Source organism: Arthrobacter sp. H41 (assembly GCF_000520535.1).
In the GTDB taxonomy this organism is placed as follows: domain Bacteria; phylum Actinomycetota; class Actinomycetes; order Actinomycetales; family Micrococcaceae; genus Arthrobacter_D.
Genome location: NZ_KI914809.1, coordinates 4,489 through 22,208, shown reverse-complemented (window position 1 = coordinate 22,208; position 17,720 = coordinate 4,489). Strand labels below are relative to the sequence as shown.

The 17,720-nt window shown below is 66.1% G+C and carries 18 protein-coding genes; 9 read left to right on the top strand and 9 right to left on the bottom strand.

All coding sequences use genetic code 11. The features are described from left to right. The 4 genes from Y705_RS0111985 to Y705_RS0111965 all read right to left on the bottom strand — a co-directional run. The coding region (locus Y705_RS0111985; RefSeq protein ID WP_026533032.1) for an MBL fold metallo-hydrolase at positions 1–206 on the bottom strand (206 nt) is incomplete at its 3' end. Positions 207–278: 72 nt separating this feature from the next. Further along, the gene (locus Y705_RS0111980; RefSeq protein ID WP_026533031.1) at positions 279–911 is read right to left on the bottom strand and encodes a cation efflux transmembrane domain-containing protein; all 633 of its coding nucleotides are present in this window, start codon (positions 909–911) and stop codon (positions 279–281) included. A gap of 507 nt (positions 912–1,418) precedes the next feature. After that, positions 1,419–2,153 (bottom strand): zinc-binding dehydrogenase, encoded by a 735-nt coding sequence (locus Y705_RS19520; protein ID WP_253908599.1) that lies wholly within the window; start codon positions 2,151–2,153, stop codon positions 1,419–1,421. Between the two features lie 143 nt (positions 2,154–2,296). Then, entirely contained in the window at positions 2,297–2,530 is a 234-nt protein-coding gene (locus Y705_RS0111965; RefSeq protein ID WP_026533029.1) for a hypothetical protein, read from the bottom strand. A gap of 171 nt (positions 2,531–2,701) precedes the next feature. Here Y705_RS0111965 and Y705_RS0111960 point away from each other — a divergent pair, with 171 nt between their 5' ends. The 3 genes from Y705_RS0111960 to Y705_RS0111950 are packed head-to-tail and all read left to right on the top strand — an operon-like array spanning position 2,702 to position 6,347. Then, positions 2,702–3,403 (top strand): phosphoribosyltransferase, encoded by a 702-nt coding sequence (locus Y705_RS0111960; RefSeq protein WP_026533028.1) that lies wholly within the window; start codon positions 2,702–2,704, stop codon positions 3,401–3,403. Next, complete coding sequence (locus Y705_RS0111955) at positions 3,400–4,662, top strand: erythromycin esterase family protein (RefSeq protein WP_026533027.1); 1,263 nt, start codon at positions 3,400–3,402, stop codon at positions 4,660–4,662. Before Y705_RS0111960 ends, Y705_RS0111955 begins: the two co-directional genes overlap by 4 nt. Next, positions 4,659–6,347 carry an alpha-amylase family protein gene (locus Y705_RS0111950; protein ID WP_026533026.1) on the top strand — a complete coding sequence of 563 codons (1,689 nt, stop codon included), beginning with the start codon at positions 4,659–4,661 and terminating at the stop codon, positions 6,345–6,347. Before Y705_RS0111955 ends, Y705_RS0111950 begins: the two co-directional genes overlap by 4 nt. A 38-nt stretch (positions 6,348–6,385) precedes the next feature. On the opposite strand, the gene Y705_RS0111945 is transcribed toward Y705_RS0111950, so the two are convergent. Together Y705_RS0111945 and Y705_RS0111940 are read right to left on the bottom strand one after the other, a co-directional pair. Beyond that, the gene (locus Y705_RS0111945; protein ID WP_026533025.1) at positions 6,386–6,928 is read right to left on the bottom strand and encodes a DUF1697 domain-containing protein; all 543 of its coding nucleotides are present in this window, start codon (positions 6,926–6,928) and stop codon (positions 6,386–6,388) included. Then, positions 6,925–7,662, bottom strand: a complete 738-nt coding sequence (locus Y705_RS0111940) for an IclR family transcriptional regulator (RefSeq protein WP_026533024.1) — start codon at positions 7,660–7,662, stop codon at positions 6,925–6,927. Before Y705_RS0111940 ends, Y705_RS0111945 begins: the two co-directional genes overlap by 4 nt. Before the next feature lie 121 nt (positions 7,663–7,783). Between Y705_RS0111940 and leuC the strand changes: the two genes are divergently transcribed. The 6 genes from leuC (at position 7,784) to Y705_RS0111910 (ending at position 14,494) form a co-directional block, all read left to right on the top strand. Then, entirely contained in the window at positions 7,784–9,262 is a 1,479-nt protein-coding gene (leuC, locus tag Y705_RS0111935) for a 3-isopropylmalate dehydratase large subunit (protein WP_026533023.1), read from the top strand. Positions 9,263–9,271: 9 nt separating this feature from the next. Next, complete coding sequence (leuD, locus tag Y705_RS0111930; protein ID WP_026533022.1) at positions 9,272–9,877, top strand: 3-isopropylmalate dehydratase small subunit; 606 nt, start codon at positions 9,272–9,274, stop codon at positions 9,875–9,877. A 206-nt stretch (positions 9,878–10,083) separates the two neighbouring features. After that, positions 10,084–11,433, top strand: a complete 1,350-nt coding sequence (gene murA, locus Y705_RS0111925; protein ID WP_026533021.1) for a UDP-N-acetylglucosamine 1-carboxyvinyltransferase — start codon at positions 10,084–10,086, stop codon at positions 11,431–11,433. A gap of 15 nt (positions 11,434–11,448) precedes the next feature. Then, a complete protein-coding gene (locus tag Y705_RS0111920; RefSeq protein ID WP_026533020.1) occupies positions 11,449–12,207 on the top strand; it encodes a lysophospholipid acyltransferase family protein in 759 nt (252 codons plus the stop codon). Between the two features lie 125 nt (positions 12,208–12,332). Then, a complete protein-coding gene (locus Y705_RS0111915; RefSeq protein ID WP_026533019.1) occupies positions 12,333–13,346 on the top strand; it encodes an NAD(P)H-dependent glycerol-3-phosphate dehydrogenase in 1,014 nt (337 codons plus the stop codon). Further along, positions 13,343–14,494 (top strand): D-alanine--D-alanine ligase family protein, encoded by a 1,152-nt coding sequence (locus Y705_RS0111910; protein ID WP_026533018.1) that lies wholly within the window; start codon positions 13,343–13,345, stop codon positions 14,492–14,494. The genes Y705_RS0111915 and Y705_RS0111910 overlap by 4 nt, the downstream gene beginning before the upstream one ends. 98 nt (positions 14,495–14,592) lie before the next feature. Here Y705_RS0111910 and Y705_RS0111905 read toward each other — a convergent pair whose 3' ends face one another. The 3 genes from Y705_RS0111905 to Y705_RS22370 all read right to left on the bottom strand — a co-directional run. Further along, positions 14,593–15,705, bottom strand: a complete 1,113-nt coding sequence (locus Y705_RS0111905; protein WP_049822675.1) for a YeiH family protein — start codon at positions 15,703–15,705, stop codon at positions 14,593–14,595. An 88-nt stretch (positions 15,706–15,793) separates the two neighbouring features. Then, on the bottom strand, positions 15,794–17,203 hold the full coding sequence (locus tag Y705_RS0111900; protein ID WP_081738011.1) for an 8-oxoguanine deaminase: 1,410 nt from the start codon (positions 17,201–17,203) through the stop codon (positions 15,794–15,796). A 316-nt stretch (positions 17,204–17,519) separates the two neighbouring features. Beyond that, positions 17,520–17,720 (bottom strand): hypothetical protein (locus tag Y705_RS22370; protein ID WP_162149078.1); only part of this gene is annotated, 201 nt, incomplete at its 5' end.

Here is a 17,720-nt window from a genome sequence, read left to right as displayed (position 1 = left end):
GCATGGTCGAAGTCGTAGTGGGTGAGCGCTATGTCCGTGACACGGCCCACGCGGGTCTCGGAATCTCGCAACTCCTTCAGGACGGCGTCGTAGCCGGAGGAAATTCCGGGATCGATGACGGCAGCCCCGGCGCTACCGGAGACAACGTACCCGTTGGCGCCCTTCGAGTGCTCGAGCTGGTAGCAGTTGTTGGCGATCAGGCGCATGGCGGGTGTCCTTCGAGTATGGGCTGTTGACAGCGAGGATGGCTCCTCCTCGCTGATGTCCTTGTTCCGAATTTAGTCGATGTCCTCTCCGGCGAGGGCTCTGGCTGCGAGGCTTTCTTCCTCCGCCGCTTCCCACACTTCTTTGGCGGCACTGACGTTCAGGACGATGATGACGAGTCCCAGGAGGAGATCCGGCCAGCCGGAGACCGTCCAGACTGTCAGCACGCCCATGACGATGATCGCTACATTGACGAGGACATCGTTACGGGTGGAGAGGAACGCTGCCCTGGCCATCGAGCTGTGGGAGTGGCGGAAGCAGGCCAGCACGAAGGAACACGTGAGGTTCACGACGACGGCGCCCTCGGTCGTGATGATCAACGCGAACGGGTCCGGTGGCTCCGGATTGCTGAACTTGGTGAACGCCTGCCACGCCGCGGCCAGCGCCGGGACGAGGATGACGACGGCCATCGCCTTTCCCGCAACGGCCCGTCGGCGAAGAGACCAACCCAGGGCTACGAAGACCAGCAAATTGATGGCCGTGTCCTCGAGGAAGTCGATGCTGTCGGCGAACAGCGCGACGGAGCCGATCGACAGGGCGACCGAGAACTCGACGAAGAAGTAGGCGAAATTGAGTACGGCCACCAACAGGACGGCGGCGCGAAGCTGCCGTTCGAGGGAGGTAGCCCGACGCCGTCGCGCGGTCATCCCTTCAGCGCTGACGAACTGCGCGCCCCGTCGTTCTCACCGTCCAATCGGTGAGGTTGAAGTGCAGGACCAGTGCTGCTCCGAGGGCAATCCAGAACGACCGGGCCCGGCGTTGCCGATGGATCCCGAGCAGAAGGGGTGCGAGCACATACAGCGGTGCACCGGCTTTTCGATCTGTCCGTGGACCTGATAGGGAATCAGCGGTCTGATGGCCCAGGGCTGTTCGGTGAACGCATTCAGGATTCCCTGCGTCAATCCGAAAAACGCGAAAAGGGTCCGTGCTTTGCGGTTGAGCTTCAGCATCTTCGGTACCACGATGTTCGCGGCGAGAAACCCGTAGTCGATGGCTCCATGCACGCGTGGGGAAACTGGCCTGTTCACGACCCAAGGCTAAGACTTCCGCGGGCAGGCCGGCAGGGGCCCGCCCGCGGACGTGGTGGGGTTGCAGTTCGCGATTAGGGAGTGTCCCCATCACGGGCGGGAGCCGAGCCGGGCCTGTCAGGGGCCTCAGGGGTGGAGGAGGACCTTCGTGTATCCGTCCTCGCGCTTGTCGAATCGTGCGTAGGCGTCCACCGCCTCGTCGAGGGAAACCTCGTGGGAAACGAACCAGGAGGGGGTGGACCTGCCCGCGATGATGAGGTCGCGCAGTTCCCGGTTGTACTTTTTGACCGGGCACTGGCTCCCCGCGATGCTGATGCCCTTGGTGAAGGCCTGCCCGTAGTTGAAGGCGATACGGCCTTCCTTCGCCAAGTCGGTGGAGGCCTTCGGGTCTTCCGGCACATAGACGCCGACCACACCGATATGTCCGGTGGCGCGCACCACGCTGACGAGGTTGTCCAGGACCATTTCGGGGTGTTCCTCGTCGGTGTGGTCGTGTGCCTGGTATCCGACCGCCTCGATGCCGCAGTCGACGCCGAATCCCCCGGTGGTTTCCAGGATGGCGTCTGCTGCAGGAGTGTCGGCAAAATTGATGGCCGTCGCTCCGATCTGCTCGGTCAGCTTCAGCCGGTCCGGTTCCTTGTCCATCACGAACACCCGGGCCGCGCCCTTGAGGAGCGCGATGTGCGCCGCCATCAAGCCGACCGGGCCCGCTCCGAATACCGCAACGGTCTTTCCCGGAGCGACCATTGCCAATTCTGCGCCGTGATATCCGGTGGGAAGGATGTCGGGAAGTATGGTGAAATTGGCTTCCTTCTCTGTACCGTCGGGAAGTTTGAGCAGGTTGAAATCAGCCCAAGCCACGCGGAGGAGTTCAGCCTGACCGCCCCAGTACGGACCCATCATGGCGTATTCGTAGCCCGCACCGGGTTGTCCGGCGGGGTTGGCCCTCAGGCCGGCCGACGTGTAGCCGTAGTTGCAGTTGCGGCAGTTGCCGCATGCGGGTCCTAGCGGGGTGGATCCGCGTCGTTCTGGTAGCCGCGGGGTTCCGACTGGTCGGACGAGGGCTTGCCCGTGTCCGGCTGGGAGGGATATTCGTCGGTGGTATCGGCCACGTCCGGGTCGGTGGGGTCCTGAACAGCCTCAGGCTCCGTTGAAATATTCGGGGCCGAGAGGCCGGCCTCGCGCACTGCTTCCTCGTCCGAGAAGGCCCAGCCTTCTTCGTTTTTGCCTGACGCCATATGATCGGTTCCTTGTCATTGCGGACAGATGGGGTGGATGCGTTTTCCACGCTAGCACCGGCAGGAAACCAATGGCCGAGGTTTATGGGCGAGGCTTGGGGGGGTTACTTTTCGGGCCGCATCCGACGATGATGGGCAGCAGGCTTACATTTCCTCTCCGGGATGGCAGGCATGGGTGGATACCGATTTCTCGACAGGCGGGATGCAGGAAGGGAACTGGCGGGCTGCCTCGAGGGATGGAAGCCCGAAAGCCCCCTCGTCCTTGGTCTTCCCCGCGGCGGGGTTCCGGTAGCAGCGGAGATATCGAAGGCGCTTGAAGCTCCGCTGGACGTGGTGGTGGTGCGGAAGCTCGGATTTCCAGGCCACCCGGAAACCGCCATGGCAGCACTGGCTTCGGCCGCCGGAACCACGAAGCTCGTGCAGAACCAGGACCTTATGGTGGAGCTCGATCGACTGAAGGACGGGCACCGATTGTTCGAGGAAACGCTGTCCCGGGAGACCGCTGAACTGGCCCGGCGTGACAAGGAGTACCGCAGTGTATCCCCGCCCCTGATGGTCCGGGGACACACAGTGATCGTCGTCGACGACGGGCTCGCGACAGGTGCCACGATGCGCGCGGCGGTAGCCGCCCTTCACACCCTTGAACCTCGTCGGATCATCGCCGCGGTCCCGGTGGGTGCGCCAGCAGCCGTGGCGCAGCTGAAGGGCCTGGTCGACGAAGTCGTCTGCCCCTGGCAGCCGGAGAACTTCCGTGCGGTGGGATCCGAGTATGAGCAATTCGGTCAGACGGGCGATGACGAGGTCCGCGCGCTCCTCGCCGGCGCCCCGGTTGGCAGGTATGGCAGGCCTCGCGAGAGAGGGAGGGAAACATGAAGGATCTGGTCGGCATCCGGAACGCCGCGTTGCCGTTGAGGGATGCAGCGGATCTCGAACCGCTGCTGGAGAGGATCGGTGACGCCCGGTACGTGCTCATCGGCGAGGCGTCCCACGGCACCCACGAGTTCTATTCCTGGCGGGCCGCGCTCACACGGCGGTTGATCGAGGAGCACGGGTTCTCCTTCGTCGCCGTCGAAGGTGACTGGCCGGACTGTTGGGACGTGCACCGTTCGGTGACCGCTGCAGCAGGGGCGCCGGAGGACCCGGCCGAAGTCCTGAACGGCTTCGACCGCTGGCCTACCTGGATGTGGGCCAACACCGACGTCGTCGACTTCACCCGCTGGCTGCGCTCTTACAATCTCAGCAGGGAACCGGACGCGCGCGTCGGTTTCTATGGCCTGGATGTCTACAGTCTGTGGGACTCGCTGCGCTCCACCCTGGAGTACCTCGAAGCGCACCACCCGGAGCACGTGGAAACCGCGCTCGAGGCCTTCCGGTGTTTCGAACCCTTCGCGGAGGACGCACAGTCCTATGCGCGCTCGACGCAATGGGTGCCGTCGGGCTGTGAGAAGGAAGTGGTGGACCTTCTGGGGAGGATGAGTGCTGCCGAACCCGCGGGTGGCAGCGGACGTGATGCTCAGTTCAACGCCGAACGGAACGCTCACTCGGCGGCGGGTGCTGAAGCCTACTATCGGGCGATGGTCCAGGGCGGACCGGAGTCGTGGAACATCCGCGACCGCCACATGGCCGAAACCCTCGATGCGCTGATGGTTCACCACGAGGAAGGAAGCAGGGCCGTCGTGTGGGAACACAACACCCACGTGGGTGATGCCCGCTGGACCGACATGGCTGCGGGCGGTCTGCTCAACGTGGGCCAGCTTGTCCGGGAGGAGCATTCCGAAGACGGCGTCGTGCTGGTGGGGTTCGGTACCTACGAGGGGCACGTGCTGGCCGCTGATCGATGGGGCGGGGACATCGAAGCAATGGCCGTGCCCGCAGCGCGGGAGGGCAGTACGGAGCGTTTGCTCCATGACGCGCTGGGGGACCAGGAATCAGCACTGTTCGTCTTCAACGGCGGCGAAACCGGATGGGCAGGCCGCAGCCATGGCCACCGCGCCATCGGCGTCGTGTATCACCCCGACGCCGAACGGCGGGGAAACTATGTGCCCACCGTCCTCAACCGCCGCTATGACGCGTTCCTCTGGATCGACAGATCCGCCGCGCTCGAGCCGCTGCGCCCAGGGAGAGCTTCATGAGAATAACCGACACCTCCGACCTGTGGTGGAAGAACGCGGTGGTCTACTGCCTGGATGTGGAGACCTTCTTCGACTCCGACGGCGACGGCGTGGGCGACTTCGCGGGCCTTGCCCAGCGCGTGGACTATCTCGCCGAGCTCGGCGTCACCTGCATCTGGCTGATGCCCTTCTATCCGACGCCGGACCGGGACGACGGCTACGACATCACCGATTTCTACGGCGTGGACGAGCGCCTCGGAACACACGGCGACGTGGTGGAATTCCTTCGGACGGCCAAGGACAGAGGCATCCGGATCATTGCCGACCTGGTGGTGAACCACACCTCCGATTCCCACCCATGGTTCGAATCGGCCCGCAGCTCGAAGGACAGCCCCTACCGCGACTTCTACGTCTGGCGCTCGGACACCCCACCTGATACCTCGAAGGAGGTCGCCTTCCCTGACCAGGAGGATTCGATCTGGACCCTCGAGGAAACCACCGGTGAGTGGTACCAGCACCGGTTCTACAAGCATCAGCCCGACCTCAACGTCGCCAATCCGAAGGTCCGGGATGAAATCGCCAAGGCCATGGGCTTCTGGCTGCAGATGGGTATCGACGGCTTCCGCGTGGACGCCGTCCCCTATTTCCTCGAAACGACGGGATCCCAGGCCGACGAGCTGCCGGATCCGCACGAGTTCCTCAAGGACGTGCGGCGGTTCCTCAACCGCCGCAACGGGCAGGCGGTCCTCCTGGGCGAGGTGAACCTGCAGTATGAGGAGCAGTACGAGTTCCTCGGGGGAGGGAACGCCGACGAACTCACGATGATGTTCGACTTCATCGCCATGCAGGCGATGTATCTGGCGCTCGCCCGGCAGGATGCATCACCCCTGGCGCAGGCGCTGGACAGCAGGCCGGCGATCAACCCGGACAATCAGTGGGCGATGTTCGTCCGGAACCACGACGAACTGACCCTGGACAAGCTGTCAGCCGACGAGCGGCAGGAAGTCTTCGCAGCCTTCGGGCCCGAGGAACGCATGCAGGTCTTCGGCCGGGGACTCAAGCGCCGGCTGCCGCCGATGCTCGACGGCGATCCGCAGCGCCTGCGGATGGTGTATTCCCTGCTGTTCTCCCTGCCTGGAACGCCGGTGCTGTTCTATGGCGAGGAGATCGGAATGGGTGAGAATCTCGACGCCGACGGGCGCATGGCGGTCCGAACACCGATGCAGTGGACAGATGAAAAGAACGGGGGCTTTTCGACCGCCGCCGAAACCGAGCTGGTGTCCCCGGTGATCACCGGCGAATACGGGGCGGACCGTGTGAACGCGGCCCAGGCCAGGCGCGACCCGGAGTCGCTGCTGAACTTCATGGCCAAGCTGATCCGACGCTATCGCGAATGCCCGGAGCTTGGCTGGGGTGAGTTCGACATCCTGGCGCAGCCGGCTGCATCAGTACTGGCCCACCGATGCACCTGGGAGGCAGCCACCATCATCCTGGTGCACAACCTCGGGGCGGACCCGGTTCCGGTGCGCCTTGACCTTGCGTCGGACGAGTATTCCGCCGTTGACATCGGCGGTCTGGCCCTACTGGACCTGCTTGGCGAGACCGAACCACGTGTCTCCGATCAGGGAGTGCTTGAACTCGAGCTCCCGGGCTATGGCTACCGTTGGCTGCGGATTCCGCATCCCGGCGACCACCGCCTGCCCTAGGTCTGTAACCAGAACAATGGCGCGCACGTCCTCGGGCACTAGGCCCGGAGTACCCTCTGCAGCGTCCGCAGGTTCCGCGTGGTGCACACGGGCTTGTACTCGCGAGCCATCGTCAGTCTGTTCGCCGGGCTTTCGAGGGTTCCCCCGACGGGTGATTGCCAGGCCACTGCCTCGGCGCTGAGGACGACGACGTCGGCACCGCTCGCTCCAGCCTCGGCAACCCATTCCCGCAGCGCCGGTTCACTGGAGAACAGCGTGACATAGGAGTGCACGGTCGCACTGTCGGCAGGATAGGGGCAGGCGTGGACGAGTTGCGCGAGGCACTCGCGGTCGATCACCACCACCCAGGCGTCATAGCCGAACGCGGCACGAAGGCGTTCCTCCACCAGTGGCTTCAGCTCCGCGGCCCCCAGGGTGCTCTGCAGCACCACATTTCCCGAAGCCAGCAGCGTCTTCACCTCGCTGACCGGAAGCGCGGCGAGCTCGCGTCTCACCTCCACCATTTTCATCGGAGTCCCGGCAACATTGACGCCCCGGAGGAAGACGGCGTAGCCGCGCCCACCGCCGTCGGGCCCGTTCACGCTCCGGTGCCCGTGCTCTCGGCACCCTTGCCGACGGCAGCGGTGAGCTGCCGGGCCGCGTTCGCCACCACTTCTGCGTGGATGCGGCCGGGCTGGCGCGTGAGCCGCTCCATCGGACCGGAGATCGACACTGCGGCGATGACCCGGCCCGACGGGCCGCGCACCGGCGCCGACACCGAGGCGACGCCGGCTTCGCGTTCACCGAGGCTCTGGGCCCAGCCCCGACGTCGGACCCCGGCAAGGACCGTCGGAGTGAAACGTGCGTTCTGGAGTCCCATGAGCAGGCGGTCGTGGTCCTCCCACGCCAGCAGGCACTGGGCGGCGGAGCCGGCCTTCATGGACAGCTGGGTGCCGATGGGAATGGTGTCCCGGAGACCCACCGGCCGTTCGGCGGAGGCGACGCAGACCCGCCACTCGCCCTGCCGCCTGAACAGCTGGGCACTCTCACCGGTAGCATCGCGGAGGTTGAGCAGTACCGGGCCGGCGGAGGCGATCAGCCGATCCTCCCCGGTGGCGGATGCCAGTTCGACGAGTCGGCTCCCCAGGACGAAGCGGCCCTGCATATCCCGGCCCACCAGCCGGTGATGCACCAGGGCCAGCGCCAGCCGGTGCACCGTAGGGCGGGCGAGGCCCGTCGAGGAGACGAGCTGGGCCAGCGTGGTGGGGCCGGCCTCAAGTGCATCAAGCACCATCGCCGCTTTATCAATGACCCCGACACCGCTAGAATTGTCCATAAGATGATATTGCCGTCTCATTATCTGAGACGCAAGTCGTCGGACTGGCGGGAGCTGCGGCGGCGCTGGTTCAGTTATCGAGAAGCCTTGGCGGACCAGGGAGAGCGGCGGAGGAAAGTAAATGGGAAAAACACTTGCTGAGAAGGTCTGGGACTCACACATTGTCCGGAAGGGCGAAGTAGTCGGTTCCGAGGCGCAGCCCGACCTCCTCTACATCGACCTGCACCTCGTCCACGAGGTCACGTCGCCCCAGGCGTTCGAGGGGCTGCGGCTTGCCGGGCGCCCCCTGCGTAGGCCGGACCTCACCATTGCGACGGAGGATCACAACACCCCGACGCTGGATATCGACAAGCCCATCGCGGACCTCACCAGCCGCACCCAGATCGAGACCCTGCGCACCAACTGCCGCGAATTCGGCGTACGGCTGCATTCACTGGGGGACGCTGAGCAGGGGATCGTGCACGTGGTCGGCCCGCAGCTCGGCCTGACGCAGCCCGGCCTCACCGTGGTCTGCGGCGATTCGCACACCTCCACCCACGGCGCCTTCGGCGCGCTCGCGATCGGCATCGGCACCTCCGAGGTGGAGCATGTAATGGCCACCCAGACGTTGTCCCTCAAGCCCTTCCGCACCATGGGGATCACCGTGGAGGGCACCCTGAAGCCCGGCGTCACGTCGAAGGACATCATCCTGGCGATCATCGCCAAGATCGGGACCGGTGGCGGGCAGGGGTACGTGCTTGAATTCCGCGGCTCCGCCATCCGCTCCCTGTCCATGGAAGCCCGCATGACCATCTGCAACATGTCGATCGAAGCCGGTGCCCGGGCCGGGATGGTGGCGCCGGACGACATCACGTTCGATTACCTCAAGGGCCGCCCGCACGCGCCGCAGGGCGCTGAGTGGGATGCCGCCGTCGTCGACTGGCGGAGCCTGCGGACCGACGACGACGCCGTCTTCGACGCGGAGGTGTTCCTCGATGCCGATGACCTCGAGCCCTTCGTGACCTGGGGTACGAACCCCGGCCAGGGCGTCTCGCTCTCGCAGTCGGTTCCCGCTCCGGAGGATTTCGCCGACGAGAACGACCGCGCGGCGTGCGAGCGGGCCCTCGACTACATGGCCCTGGCTCCGCGCACTCCCATGAAGGACATCCGCGTCGACACGGTGTTCCTCGGCTCGTGCACCAACAGCCGCATCGAGGACCTGAGGATCGCCGCGGACATCATCCGCGGCCGGGAGAAGGACCCCGCCATCCGGATGATGGTGGTGCCAGGCTCGGCGCGCGTCCGCCTCGAGGCCGAGACCGAGGGCCTCGACCAGGTGTTCAAGGACTTCGGAGCGGAATGGCGGTTTGCCGGCTGCTCCATGTGCCTCGGCATGAATCCCGACCAGCTCGCGCCGGGGGAGCGGTGCGCCTCCACGTCAAACCGCAACTTCGAGGGACGCCAGGGCAAGGGCGGCCGCACGCACCTCGTGTCTCCCGTGGTGGCTGCCGCCACGGCCGTCCGCGGCACGCTGAGCTCGCCATCGGACCTCGACCCGGTACCGCCGGTCGGCACTCTCCGGCCTTCCGTTACTGCACCCACCGCAACCACAGCCGTTTAGGGAATCGACATGGAAAAGATCACCACCCACACCGGAATCGGCGTCCCGCTGCGCCAGAGCAATGTGGACACCGACCAGATCATTCCGGCCGTATACCTCAAGCGGATCACGCGCACGGGCTTCGAGGACGCACTTTTCGCCGAGTGGCGGAAGGACGAGAACTTCATCCTGAACCGCGAGCCGTACACCAGGGCCTCCGTGCTGGTGGCCGGCCCTGACTTCGGCACCGGATCCTCCCGCGAGCACGCCGTCTGGGCGCTGAAGGACTTCGGCTTCAAGGCCGTGCTGTCCTCCCGTTTCGCCGACATCTTCCGCGGCAATTCAGGCAAGCAGGGGCTCGTTGCCGCCCAGCTCGCGCAGGACGACATCGAGCTGATCTGGAAGGTCCTCGACAACGAGCCGGGTGCCGAAGTGACAGTTGACCTCCAGGCACGGACCGCGGTGTGCGGAAGCGTCACCGCTCCCTTCCAGATCGACGACTACACGCGGTGGCGGCTGCTCGAGGGCCTCGACGACATCGGCCTGACCCTGCGCCACAAGGAGGACATCACCGCGTTCGAGGAGAAGCGGCCCGCCTACAAGCCCACCACCCTGCCCGCACTCCTGCAGGGCTGACACCCGGCTGACCTGCTCGCAGAGCCGGGCTCGTCGGCGTGTGATCCTCATTGCATCGGGAATTTCGGCCCGCGCTGGGCGGTTCTGGAAGATATGCGCGGGCCGGGACAGGTGCCCCCGTATTTCTGTTGTTGCCCCTATGCTCCTATGCTTGGATGAGTATCCGTGCGCCCTGGGGACTTCTAAAGCATGAGGAATAGGTATTGATGGGTAGCGTTCTGACAATCCGCGGTGGAGTGCCACTGACAGGAAAGGTCTCCGTTCGGGGTGCCAAAAACCTGGTGCCGAAAGCAATGGTCGCCTCACTGCTCGGCAACACGCCGTCGGTGCTCCGCAACGTGCCGGAGATCAAGGACGTCGACGTCGTCACGAGCCTGCTGAAGCTGCACGGCGTGGAGGTGACGAAGGATCCGGTGACGGGCGACCTCACCATGGACCCGCGTGACGCCAAGATGGCCCAGTCCAAGGACATCGACGCCCATGCCGGCGACTCCCGCATTCCCATCCTGCTGTGTGGTCCCCTGATGCACAGCATCGGTGAAGCCTTCATCCCGGATCTGGGCGGCTGCAAGATCGGCGACCGGCCCATCGACTACCACCTCGAGGTGCTGCGTAACTTCGGCGCGGTGGTGGACAAGCGCCCCGGTGGGATCTCGATCTCCGCACCGAAGGGCCTCCACGGCGCCAAGGTCCACCTTCCCTACCCGAGTGTCGGTGCCACCGAGCAGGTCCTCCTGACGGCAATCCGTGCGGAGGGCATCACCGAACTCTCGGGTGCTGCCGTCGAGCCCGAGATCATGGACCTCATTGCGGTGCTCCAGAAAATGGGAGCCATCATCACGGTCCAGACGGACCGGGTGATCCGCATCGAGGGCGTACGCGAACTCGTCGGCTACAACCACAAAGCCATTTCGGACCGCAACGAGACGGCCTCATGGGCGTCGGCGGCACTGGTCACCAAGGGTGACATCTACGTGGAGGGCGCTCGCCAGCTCGACCTCACCGCCTTCCTCAACACCTACCGGAAGATCGGTGGAGCCTTCGACGTCGACGACGACGGCATCCGCTTCTACCACCCGGGCGGGCCGTTGAAGCCGCTGGTCCTCGAGACCGACGTGCACCCCGGTTTCATGACGGACTGGCAGCAGCCCCTCGTGGTTGCACTCACGCAGGCCGCCGGTGTATCGATCGTCCACGAAACCGTGTACGAGAACCGGTTCGGCTTCACGGAAGCGCTCATCCGCATGGGCGCCAATATCCAGGTGCACCGCGAGTGCCTCGGCAGCGTCCCCTGCAGGTTCGGGCAGCGCAACTTCCTCCACTCCGCCGTCATCTCCGGCCCGGTGCAGCTGCACGGCGCGGACATCGACATTCCCGACCTTCGTGGCGGCTTCAGCCACCTCATCGCGGCACTTGCTGCGGAGGGCACTTCCCGGGTTACAGGGATCGAACTGATCAACCGGGGCTACGAGCGCTTCCAGGACAAGCTGGAGGGTCTCGGAGCCGACTTCGACCTGACGGAGGATGTCCCGGCTGTGGCCGCGGCAATGTCCTAGGGTACGTTGGCAGTCATGACCGAAACAGCCGCTTCGCGGGTTATCTTCAGCATTCTCGGCGTCACTGTCCGGCCCATCCTCAACCTGATGATGCGCAAGGAATGGCAGGGAGCCGAGAAGCTTCCCCGGGACACCGGCTTCATCGTGTGCCCCAACCACGTCACGGAAATCGACCCGCTGGTCGTCTCCCACTTCCTTTTCAACCAGCGCGTCATGCCACACTTTCTCGCCAAGGCGTCGCTGTTCAAGGTGCCGGTCATGGGATCCATCCTCCACACGATCGGCCAGGTGCCGGTCGAGCGGACCACGGCGGGCGCCAATAAGTCGCTGGAGGCCGCCCGCGCCGCCATCGCGAGCGGTGGCGGCATCATTATCTACCCTGAGGGGACGCTGACGCGCGATCCCGCCTTGTGGCCCATGAAGGGCCACACCGGGGCTGCGCGGCTTGCCCTCCAGACAAAAGCGCCGGTGGTGCCCATGGCCCACTGGGGTGCCCAGGAGGTCTTCCCTCCCTACGCGAAGCGCTTCTACCTGTTCCCGAGGAAGACCTCCAGGGTTCTGGTCGGGGAACCGGTGGATCTCAGTGAGTTCTACGGCAAGCCCATTACGCGTGCCACCCTCGACGCCGCCACTGACCGGATCCTCGACGCCATCACTGCGCTGCTGGCCGAGTTGCGCCAGGAGGAGCCGCCGGCACAGCGGTGGGATGCGGTGGCTCGGCAGCAGAAACGGCCCGGCCGGGATCTACCTGCCGACGGTGAGGGTGCTGCGTGACGAAAAGCACTGTCGAGAGCGTGCCTGGGGAGGCTGGGCCGAATGACCAGCAGGGGCGCTTCGACTCGCCGGCGCGGGTCGACCAGCCTGCGCGGTCCGGCCAGCCGGGGCGCTCAGACCGGCCGCTGCGCGTCGCGGTCCTGGGAGCCGGCAGCTGGGGAACCACGTTCGCGAAGGTCATCGCCGACGCATCCGAGGACTGCCGTGTCCGCCTGTGGGCCCGCCGCCCGGAGGTCGCCGACGAGATCAACGGTTCCCACCGCAACAGCAGGTACCTCGGCGATACAGTGCTCCCGACCAATCTCACGTCCTCAGCCGATGTTGCAGTGGTCCTCGAGGACGCCGAGCTCGTGGTCCTCGCAGTGCCGGCGCAGTCACTCCGGCCGCAGCTGGCCGGGTGGAAGCCGCTCCTGCCCGAGGGCGTCGTCGTCGTCTCCCTCATGAAGGGTCTCGAAGTGGGGACCGACGCACGGATGAGCGAGGTCATCGCGGCGGAACTCGGCCTGCCGGAGGACCGCATCGCCGTGGTGTCCGGTCCCAATCTCGCCCTGGAGATCGCGCGGCGTGAGCCCACCGCATCGGTGGTGGCATGCCCCGACCACGATGTCGCCTCCTGGATTGCCGCGGCGTGCACCGCAACCTACTTCCGCCCGTACACTTCCACCGACGTGGTGGGCGTGGAGATCGGCGGAATCGTGAAGAACGTCATCGCGCTTGCCGTCGGGATCTGCGAGGGGCGCCGGATGGGTGACAACACCAAAGCATCGGTGATCACGCGCGGCCTCGCCGAGACCACGCGTTTGGCGGTTGCGCTCGGTGGCAGGGCGGAGACGCTCGCAGGCCTCGCCGGCATGGGCGACCTGATCGCCACGTGCTCCTCGGCATTGTCCCGCAACCACACCGCAGGGCACCTGCTGGGCCAGGGCCTCACCCTCGAGCAGGTGACCGTGCGGATGAACCAGACGGCGGAGGGCATCAAATCGGCCCAGGCCGTGCTGGACCTCGCAACCCACCTCGGCGTGGACATGCCCATCACCGACAACGTGGTGGCGGTCCTCCAGGGCACGACCTCCGTCGATGACCTGGGGCCCCGACTGCTGGCCCGCGACCTCAAGCCGGAAGGCGAACACTCCCTGTGACTACCCCTGCCGACGCCGCTCCGCCACGGAAGCCGCGCGTCCTCGTTCTCTTCGGCGGCCGCTCGAGTGAGCACGCCGTCAGCTGCGTGACAGCCGCCGGTGTCCTGCAGGCGATCGACCGGCAGAAGTATGACGTCGTGCCCGTGGGGATCGCGCGGAACGGCCAGTGGTCGCTGGTCTCGGCCGACCCGGCCCGGTGGTCGCTCCGCTCGGACACGCTGCCCGAGGTAGTGGCTTCGCCGGAATCCGTGGTCATGGGCACGGCTTCCGGCCCCGATGCCGCTGCGGGCCAGGAGCTCCTGGTGACCGCGCCGGATTCGGTGCCGCGCAGCCTCGGCGGCGTGGACGTGGTGCTTCCCCTGCTGCACGGACCCTTCGGGGAGGACGGTACGCTGCAGGGCATGCTCGAGATGGCGGACATCCGCTACGTGGGCGCCGGTGTGCTGGCCTCGGCCGTGGGCATGGACAAGCACTTCATGAAGGTGGTTTTCGCGGGCGCCGGGCTCGACGTCGGGCCCTATGAGGTGTTCACCGACCGCCAATGGAGAGGGGACAGTACCGCATGCCTTGACCGCGCGGCAGCGCTCGGATTTCCCGTCTTCGTCAAGCCTGCCCGGGCTGGATCCTCAATGGGGATCAGCAGGGTCGAGCGGGTCGAAGAGCTTTTCGCAGCGGTGGAGTTCGCCCGGACTCTCGACCCGAAGGTCATCGTCGAGGCGGGGATCGTGGGCCGCGAGATCGAGGTGGCAGTGCTTCAGGGGCGCGGCACCGCTGAGCCCCGTACCTCGCTGCCCGGCGAGGTGGCAGTGCAGTCCGGCGACCACGAGTGGTACGACTTCGAGGCGAAGTACGTGGACGGCGGCGCTGCTGAACTCAGCTGCCCGGCGGACCTGCCCGACGACGTCACGACGCGGGTACGCACCCTCGCGGGTCAGGCGTTCGACGCCGTAGGAGCCGAGGGACTGTCCCGGGTGGACTTCTTCTACACGCCGTCCGGGGAGTTGCTGATCAACGAGATCAATACCATGCCCGGGTTCACGCCGATCAGCATGTATCCGCAGATGTGGGCGAAATCCGGCCTCGGATACACGGACCTCATCGACGAGCTCATCGGTCTCGCGCTGAGCCGGAACACCGGGCTCCGGTAGCGCCTGGCTCGGGTAGCGCCTAACTTTCGGACCTCCTGGCTCCGGTGGCCTCAGGATCCGGGAGCGTCCTGCTCCACTTGCCCCACGAGCTAAATTGCTCAGGCCTGGATCAGGAGCACCCCGGCGAGCGAGATTCCCCCGAGGAACCCCGTCGACAGCGCACCCACCGCCACCGCGCGGCGCCCCGTGCGAACGAGTTGGCGGATATCGATGCCGGCCCCGAGCCCGAACATGCCGGCCGCAAGAAGCAGCGTCGCAGCAACTGACGCTGCCTGCAGGGCGGCTTCGGGAACCAGTCCGATTGACCGCAGCGCCACCATTGCGAGGAATCCCACCACGAAGAACGGCACCATCGGAGTGCGGGTGGCGCCGGAAGTGGTGCTGACTGTTGTGCGCCCGCTGACTGTGTTCTCCGCATTGAAGGCGTTGATCCCGATGCCTTCAGCTGCCGTTCGTCGGCTGGACGCAATGACAGCCCGACGTCGCATCCCGAATGATGTCACCGCTGCCACCGGTGCGAGCATCAGCACGCGCCCCAGCTTGACCACGGTGGCGACGGCGAGTGCCGTCGCACCGGCGGTGCCGGCGACGGCCACCACCTGCGCCACTTCGTGGACGGCGAGGCCTGACCACATTCCGAAACTCTCCTCGCTCAGCCCGAGCAGTCCATTGAGGAGGGGCAGGGCAAGAATCATCAGCGACCCGTACAGCGTGACCATTGCGACGGCGCTGGCGATTTCGTCGTCGTCCGCGTTCACGATGCCCTGGAGCCCTGCGACGGCCGACGCCCCGCAGATGGAGAACCCGGCGGCCATGAGCGTGGCGCCGGCTCGCGTGAGCCCCAGGCGCATCCCCACGGAGAGGGTGAAGACATAGCTCAGCGCCACACACGCGATGATCAGGGCGAGGACCTGGAAGCCCAGCGCCAGGATGTCCGGCAGGGCGAGCTGTAGACCCAGCAGCACGACGCCGGCGCGAAGCAGTTTCTTCGTCCCCGCCTTCACCCCCGGCCGGAGAACCGGCCTGTACAGGCCGGTATTGCCGAGCAGCACCCCGAGCATCAGTGCGATCACCAGGGAACCGATGACCGTCTGCACCGATCCCAGCCACACCGCGACGGCGACCCCTGCTGCCACCACCGCCAGCCCCGGCACCAACGGTCCGGTGCGTGTCCGCAGATCGGCTACGCGGCTGGACGTTGCTGAGGGCATGGAGGGCTGCCTTCCGGAGTTGGTTGATGAGCACAAAGGCGTCCCACGATTCTTTCACGGGAACCAGAGCGAGTCGCCGCGCCGATACCTAGCCGGCGATGAGCCTTCGCGCCGCAGCCGAGTGTTCCGCGATGAGGCCGGCGATGTCGAGACCCGGGATCTGCCCGTCCACCACGCGCCAGGTCCCGCCGATCATCATCCGGTCGGCCCTGTCCGCGGCGCATAGAAGCAGCGCTGCGATGGGGTCGTGGCTACCCGAGAACCGCAGGTCATCGAGCTTGAACAGTGCCAGGTCTGCCTGCATGCCCGGTGCCAGCTGGCCCAGGTCCGGCCGGCCCAGCGCCGCGGCCGAGCCCTTCGTCGCCCAGGTCAGCGCTCGCTTCACCGGAACCTGCGCTCCGTAGCGCAGCCGCTGCAGGTACAGTGCCTGACGCGCCTCCAGGATCATGTTCGAGGCATCGTTCGATGCGGAACCGTCCACTCCCAGCCCCACGGGGACGCCTGCGTCCTCCAGCTCCAGAACCCTGGCCGTGCCGGATGCGAGCCGCATGTTCGATGTCGGGCAGTGCGCGACGCCGGTACCTGCAGCTCCCAGCCTGGCTATCTCGTCGTCGGTGAAGTGGATGCCATGGCCCAACCAGGTCCTGTTGCCCAGCCAGCCCACGCTTTCCAGGTAGTCCACGGTCCGCAGGCCGAACATCTCACGGCAGAAGTCCTCCTCGTCGAGTGTTTCAGCGAGGTGCGTGTGGAGCCGCACGTCGAGCCGCTCGGCCAACAGCGCGCTTTCGGTCATGATCTCCTTCGTCACGGAGAACGGCGAGCACGGGGCCAGCGCAATCTGGATGACCGCGCCGTCACCGCGCTCGTGGTACTGACCGATCAGCCGCTCGCTGTCGGCCAGAATCACCTCCGGTGCCTGCACTGTCGACTGCGGCGGCAGGCCGCCGTCGTCCTGTCCCAGCGTCATGGATCCACGGGTGAGGGTCGCACGCATGCCGAGCCGGCGGACCGCCTCGACCTCGATGTCGATGGCGTGTTCCATCCCGTCCGGGAACAGGTAGTGGTGATCCGCCGCAGTGGTGCAGCCCGAGAGCAGGAGTTCGGCCAGTGCGGCAGTTGCGGCCAGTTCCAGGTCTTTCGGCGTGAGCCGCGCCCACACCGGGTAAAGGTTCTGAAGCCATGGGAACAGCGGGGCGTTTGCCACCGGACCCCAGGCGCGGGTGAGCGTCTGGTAGAAGTGGTGGTGTGTATTGATCAGGCCCGGCAGCAGCACATGGCTGCCGGCATCGAACGTTTCATCGCAGGGCGACGACGGCTGCTCGCCTGCCGCCAGCACCTCGACGATTTTTCCGCCGCTGACGACGACGCCGCCCGAGGCATCGAGGGAGTTGGCAGTGAATGCCGCCTGGGGATTCCGGATCCAAAGTCGGGCCCCGGCCGGAGAGCCTGCTGGAACCTGGGTGGCGGGAAGTTGCGCGCCGGAACGGGAGTGGGTCATGAGAATCCTTGCCTGGTAGCGACGGAATGGTGCTCCAGCTCAGTTAGGTCCTGTCTGCTGATCCAGGCGAACCGCGGTCGGTGACCAGCGCGGTTCGGAATAACGGTAGGGGCTGAGGTTCAGCCCGTCAACGCCGGACCGATTGCCGGGACTAAGGACATGCAGCCCGGATAATGACAGGCGCGACCAAGAACTGCGGGCCCAACCGAAAACGACAGGCACCCTGATAAACGACAGGCGCACCGGTAATCCCGGTGCGCCTGTCCATTTCAGGTGCGATGACCGCCCACCCTGCTGATAGCGGTTCTGGCTGCCCCTAGATCACACCGTCCGCCAGTTCGCTGGGCGTCCCGAAGCGGTGTGCGGTGATGCTGACCGCCTGCTCGTGCAGGAAGGGCAGCAGTTCGACGCGTCCGGCCTCGGTGACCGGCTGGGAATAGACCGCAATGTCCGGCCGGCCCCCGGTTGCCGCCGCCAGTGCCTTGGCGTTCCCGCCGATGAGGCGGATGCGGCCGGC

Bases quoted from the DNA above. Each gene is read 5' to 3' on its own strand.
- Y705_RS0111980 (WP_026533031.1), bottom strand. From the start codon at position 911: ATGACCGCGCGACGGCGTCGGGCTACCTCCCTCGAACGGCAGCTTCGC.
- Y705_RS0111965 (WP_026533029.1), bottom strand. From the start codon at position 2,530: ATGGCGTCAGGCAAAAACGAAGAAGGCTGGGCCTTCTCGGACGAGGAA.
- Y705_RS0111960 (WP_026533028.1), top strand. From the start codon at position 2,702: ATGGGTGGATACCGATTTCTCGACAGGCGGGATGCAGGAAGGGAACTG.
- Y705_RS0111955 (WP_026533027.1), top strand. From the start codon at position 3,400: ATGAAGGATCTGGTCGGCATCCGGAACGCCGCGTTGCCGTTGAGGGAT.
- Y705_RS0111950 (WP_026533026.1), top strand. From the start codon at position 4,659: ATGAGAATAACCGACACCTCCGACCTGTGGTGGAAGAACGCGGTGGTC.
- Y705_RS0111940 (WP_026533024.1), bottom strand. From the start codon at position 7,662: ATGGACAATTCTAGCGGTGTCGGGGTCATTGATAAAGCGGCGATGGTG.
- leuC (WP_026533023.1), top strand. From the start codon at position 7,784: ATGGGAAAAACACTTGCTGAGAAGGTCTGGGACTCACACATTGTCCGG.
- leuD (WP_026533022.1), top strand. From the start codon at position 9,272: ATGGAAAAGATCACCACCCACACCGGAATCGGCGTCCCGCTGCGCCAG.
- murA (WP_026533021.1), top strand. From the start codon at position 10,084: ATGGGTAGCGTTCTGACAATCCGCGGTGGAGTGCCACTGACAGGAAAG.
- Y705_RS0111920 (WP_026533020.1), top strand. From the start codon at position 11,449: ATGACCGAAACAGCCGCTTCGCGGGTTATCTTCAGCATTCTCGGCGTC.
- Y705_RS0111905 (WP_049822675.1), bottom strand. From the start codon at position 15,705: ATGCCCTCAGCAACGTCCAGCCGCGTAGCCGATCTGCGGACACGCACC.
- Y705_RS0111900 (WP_081738011.1), bottom strand. From the start codon at position 17,203: ATGACCCACTCCCGTTCCGGCGCGCAACTTCCCGCCACCCAGGTTCCA.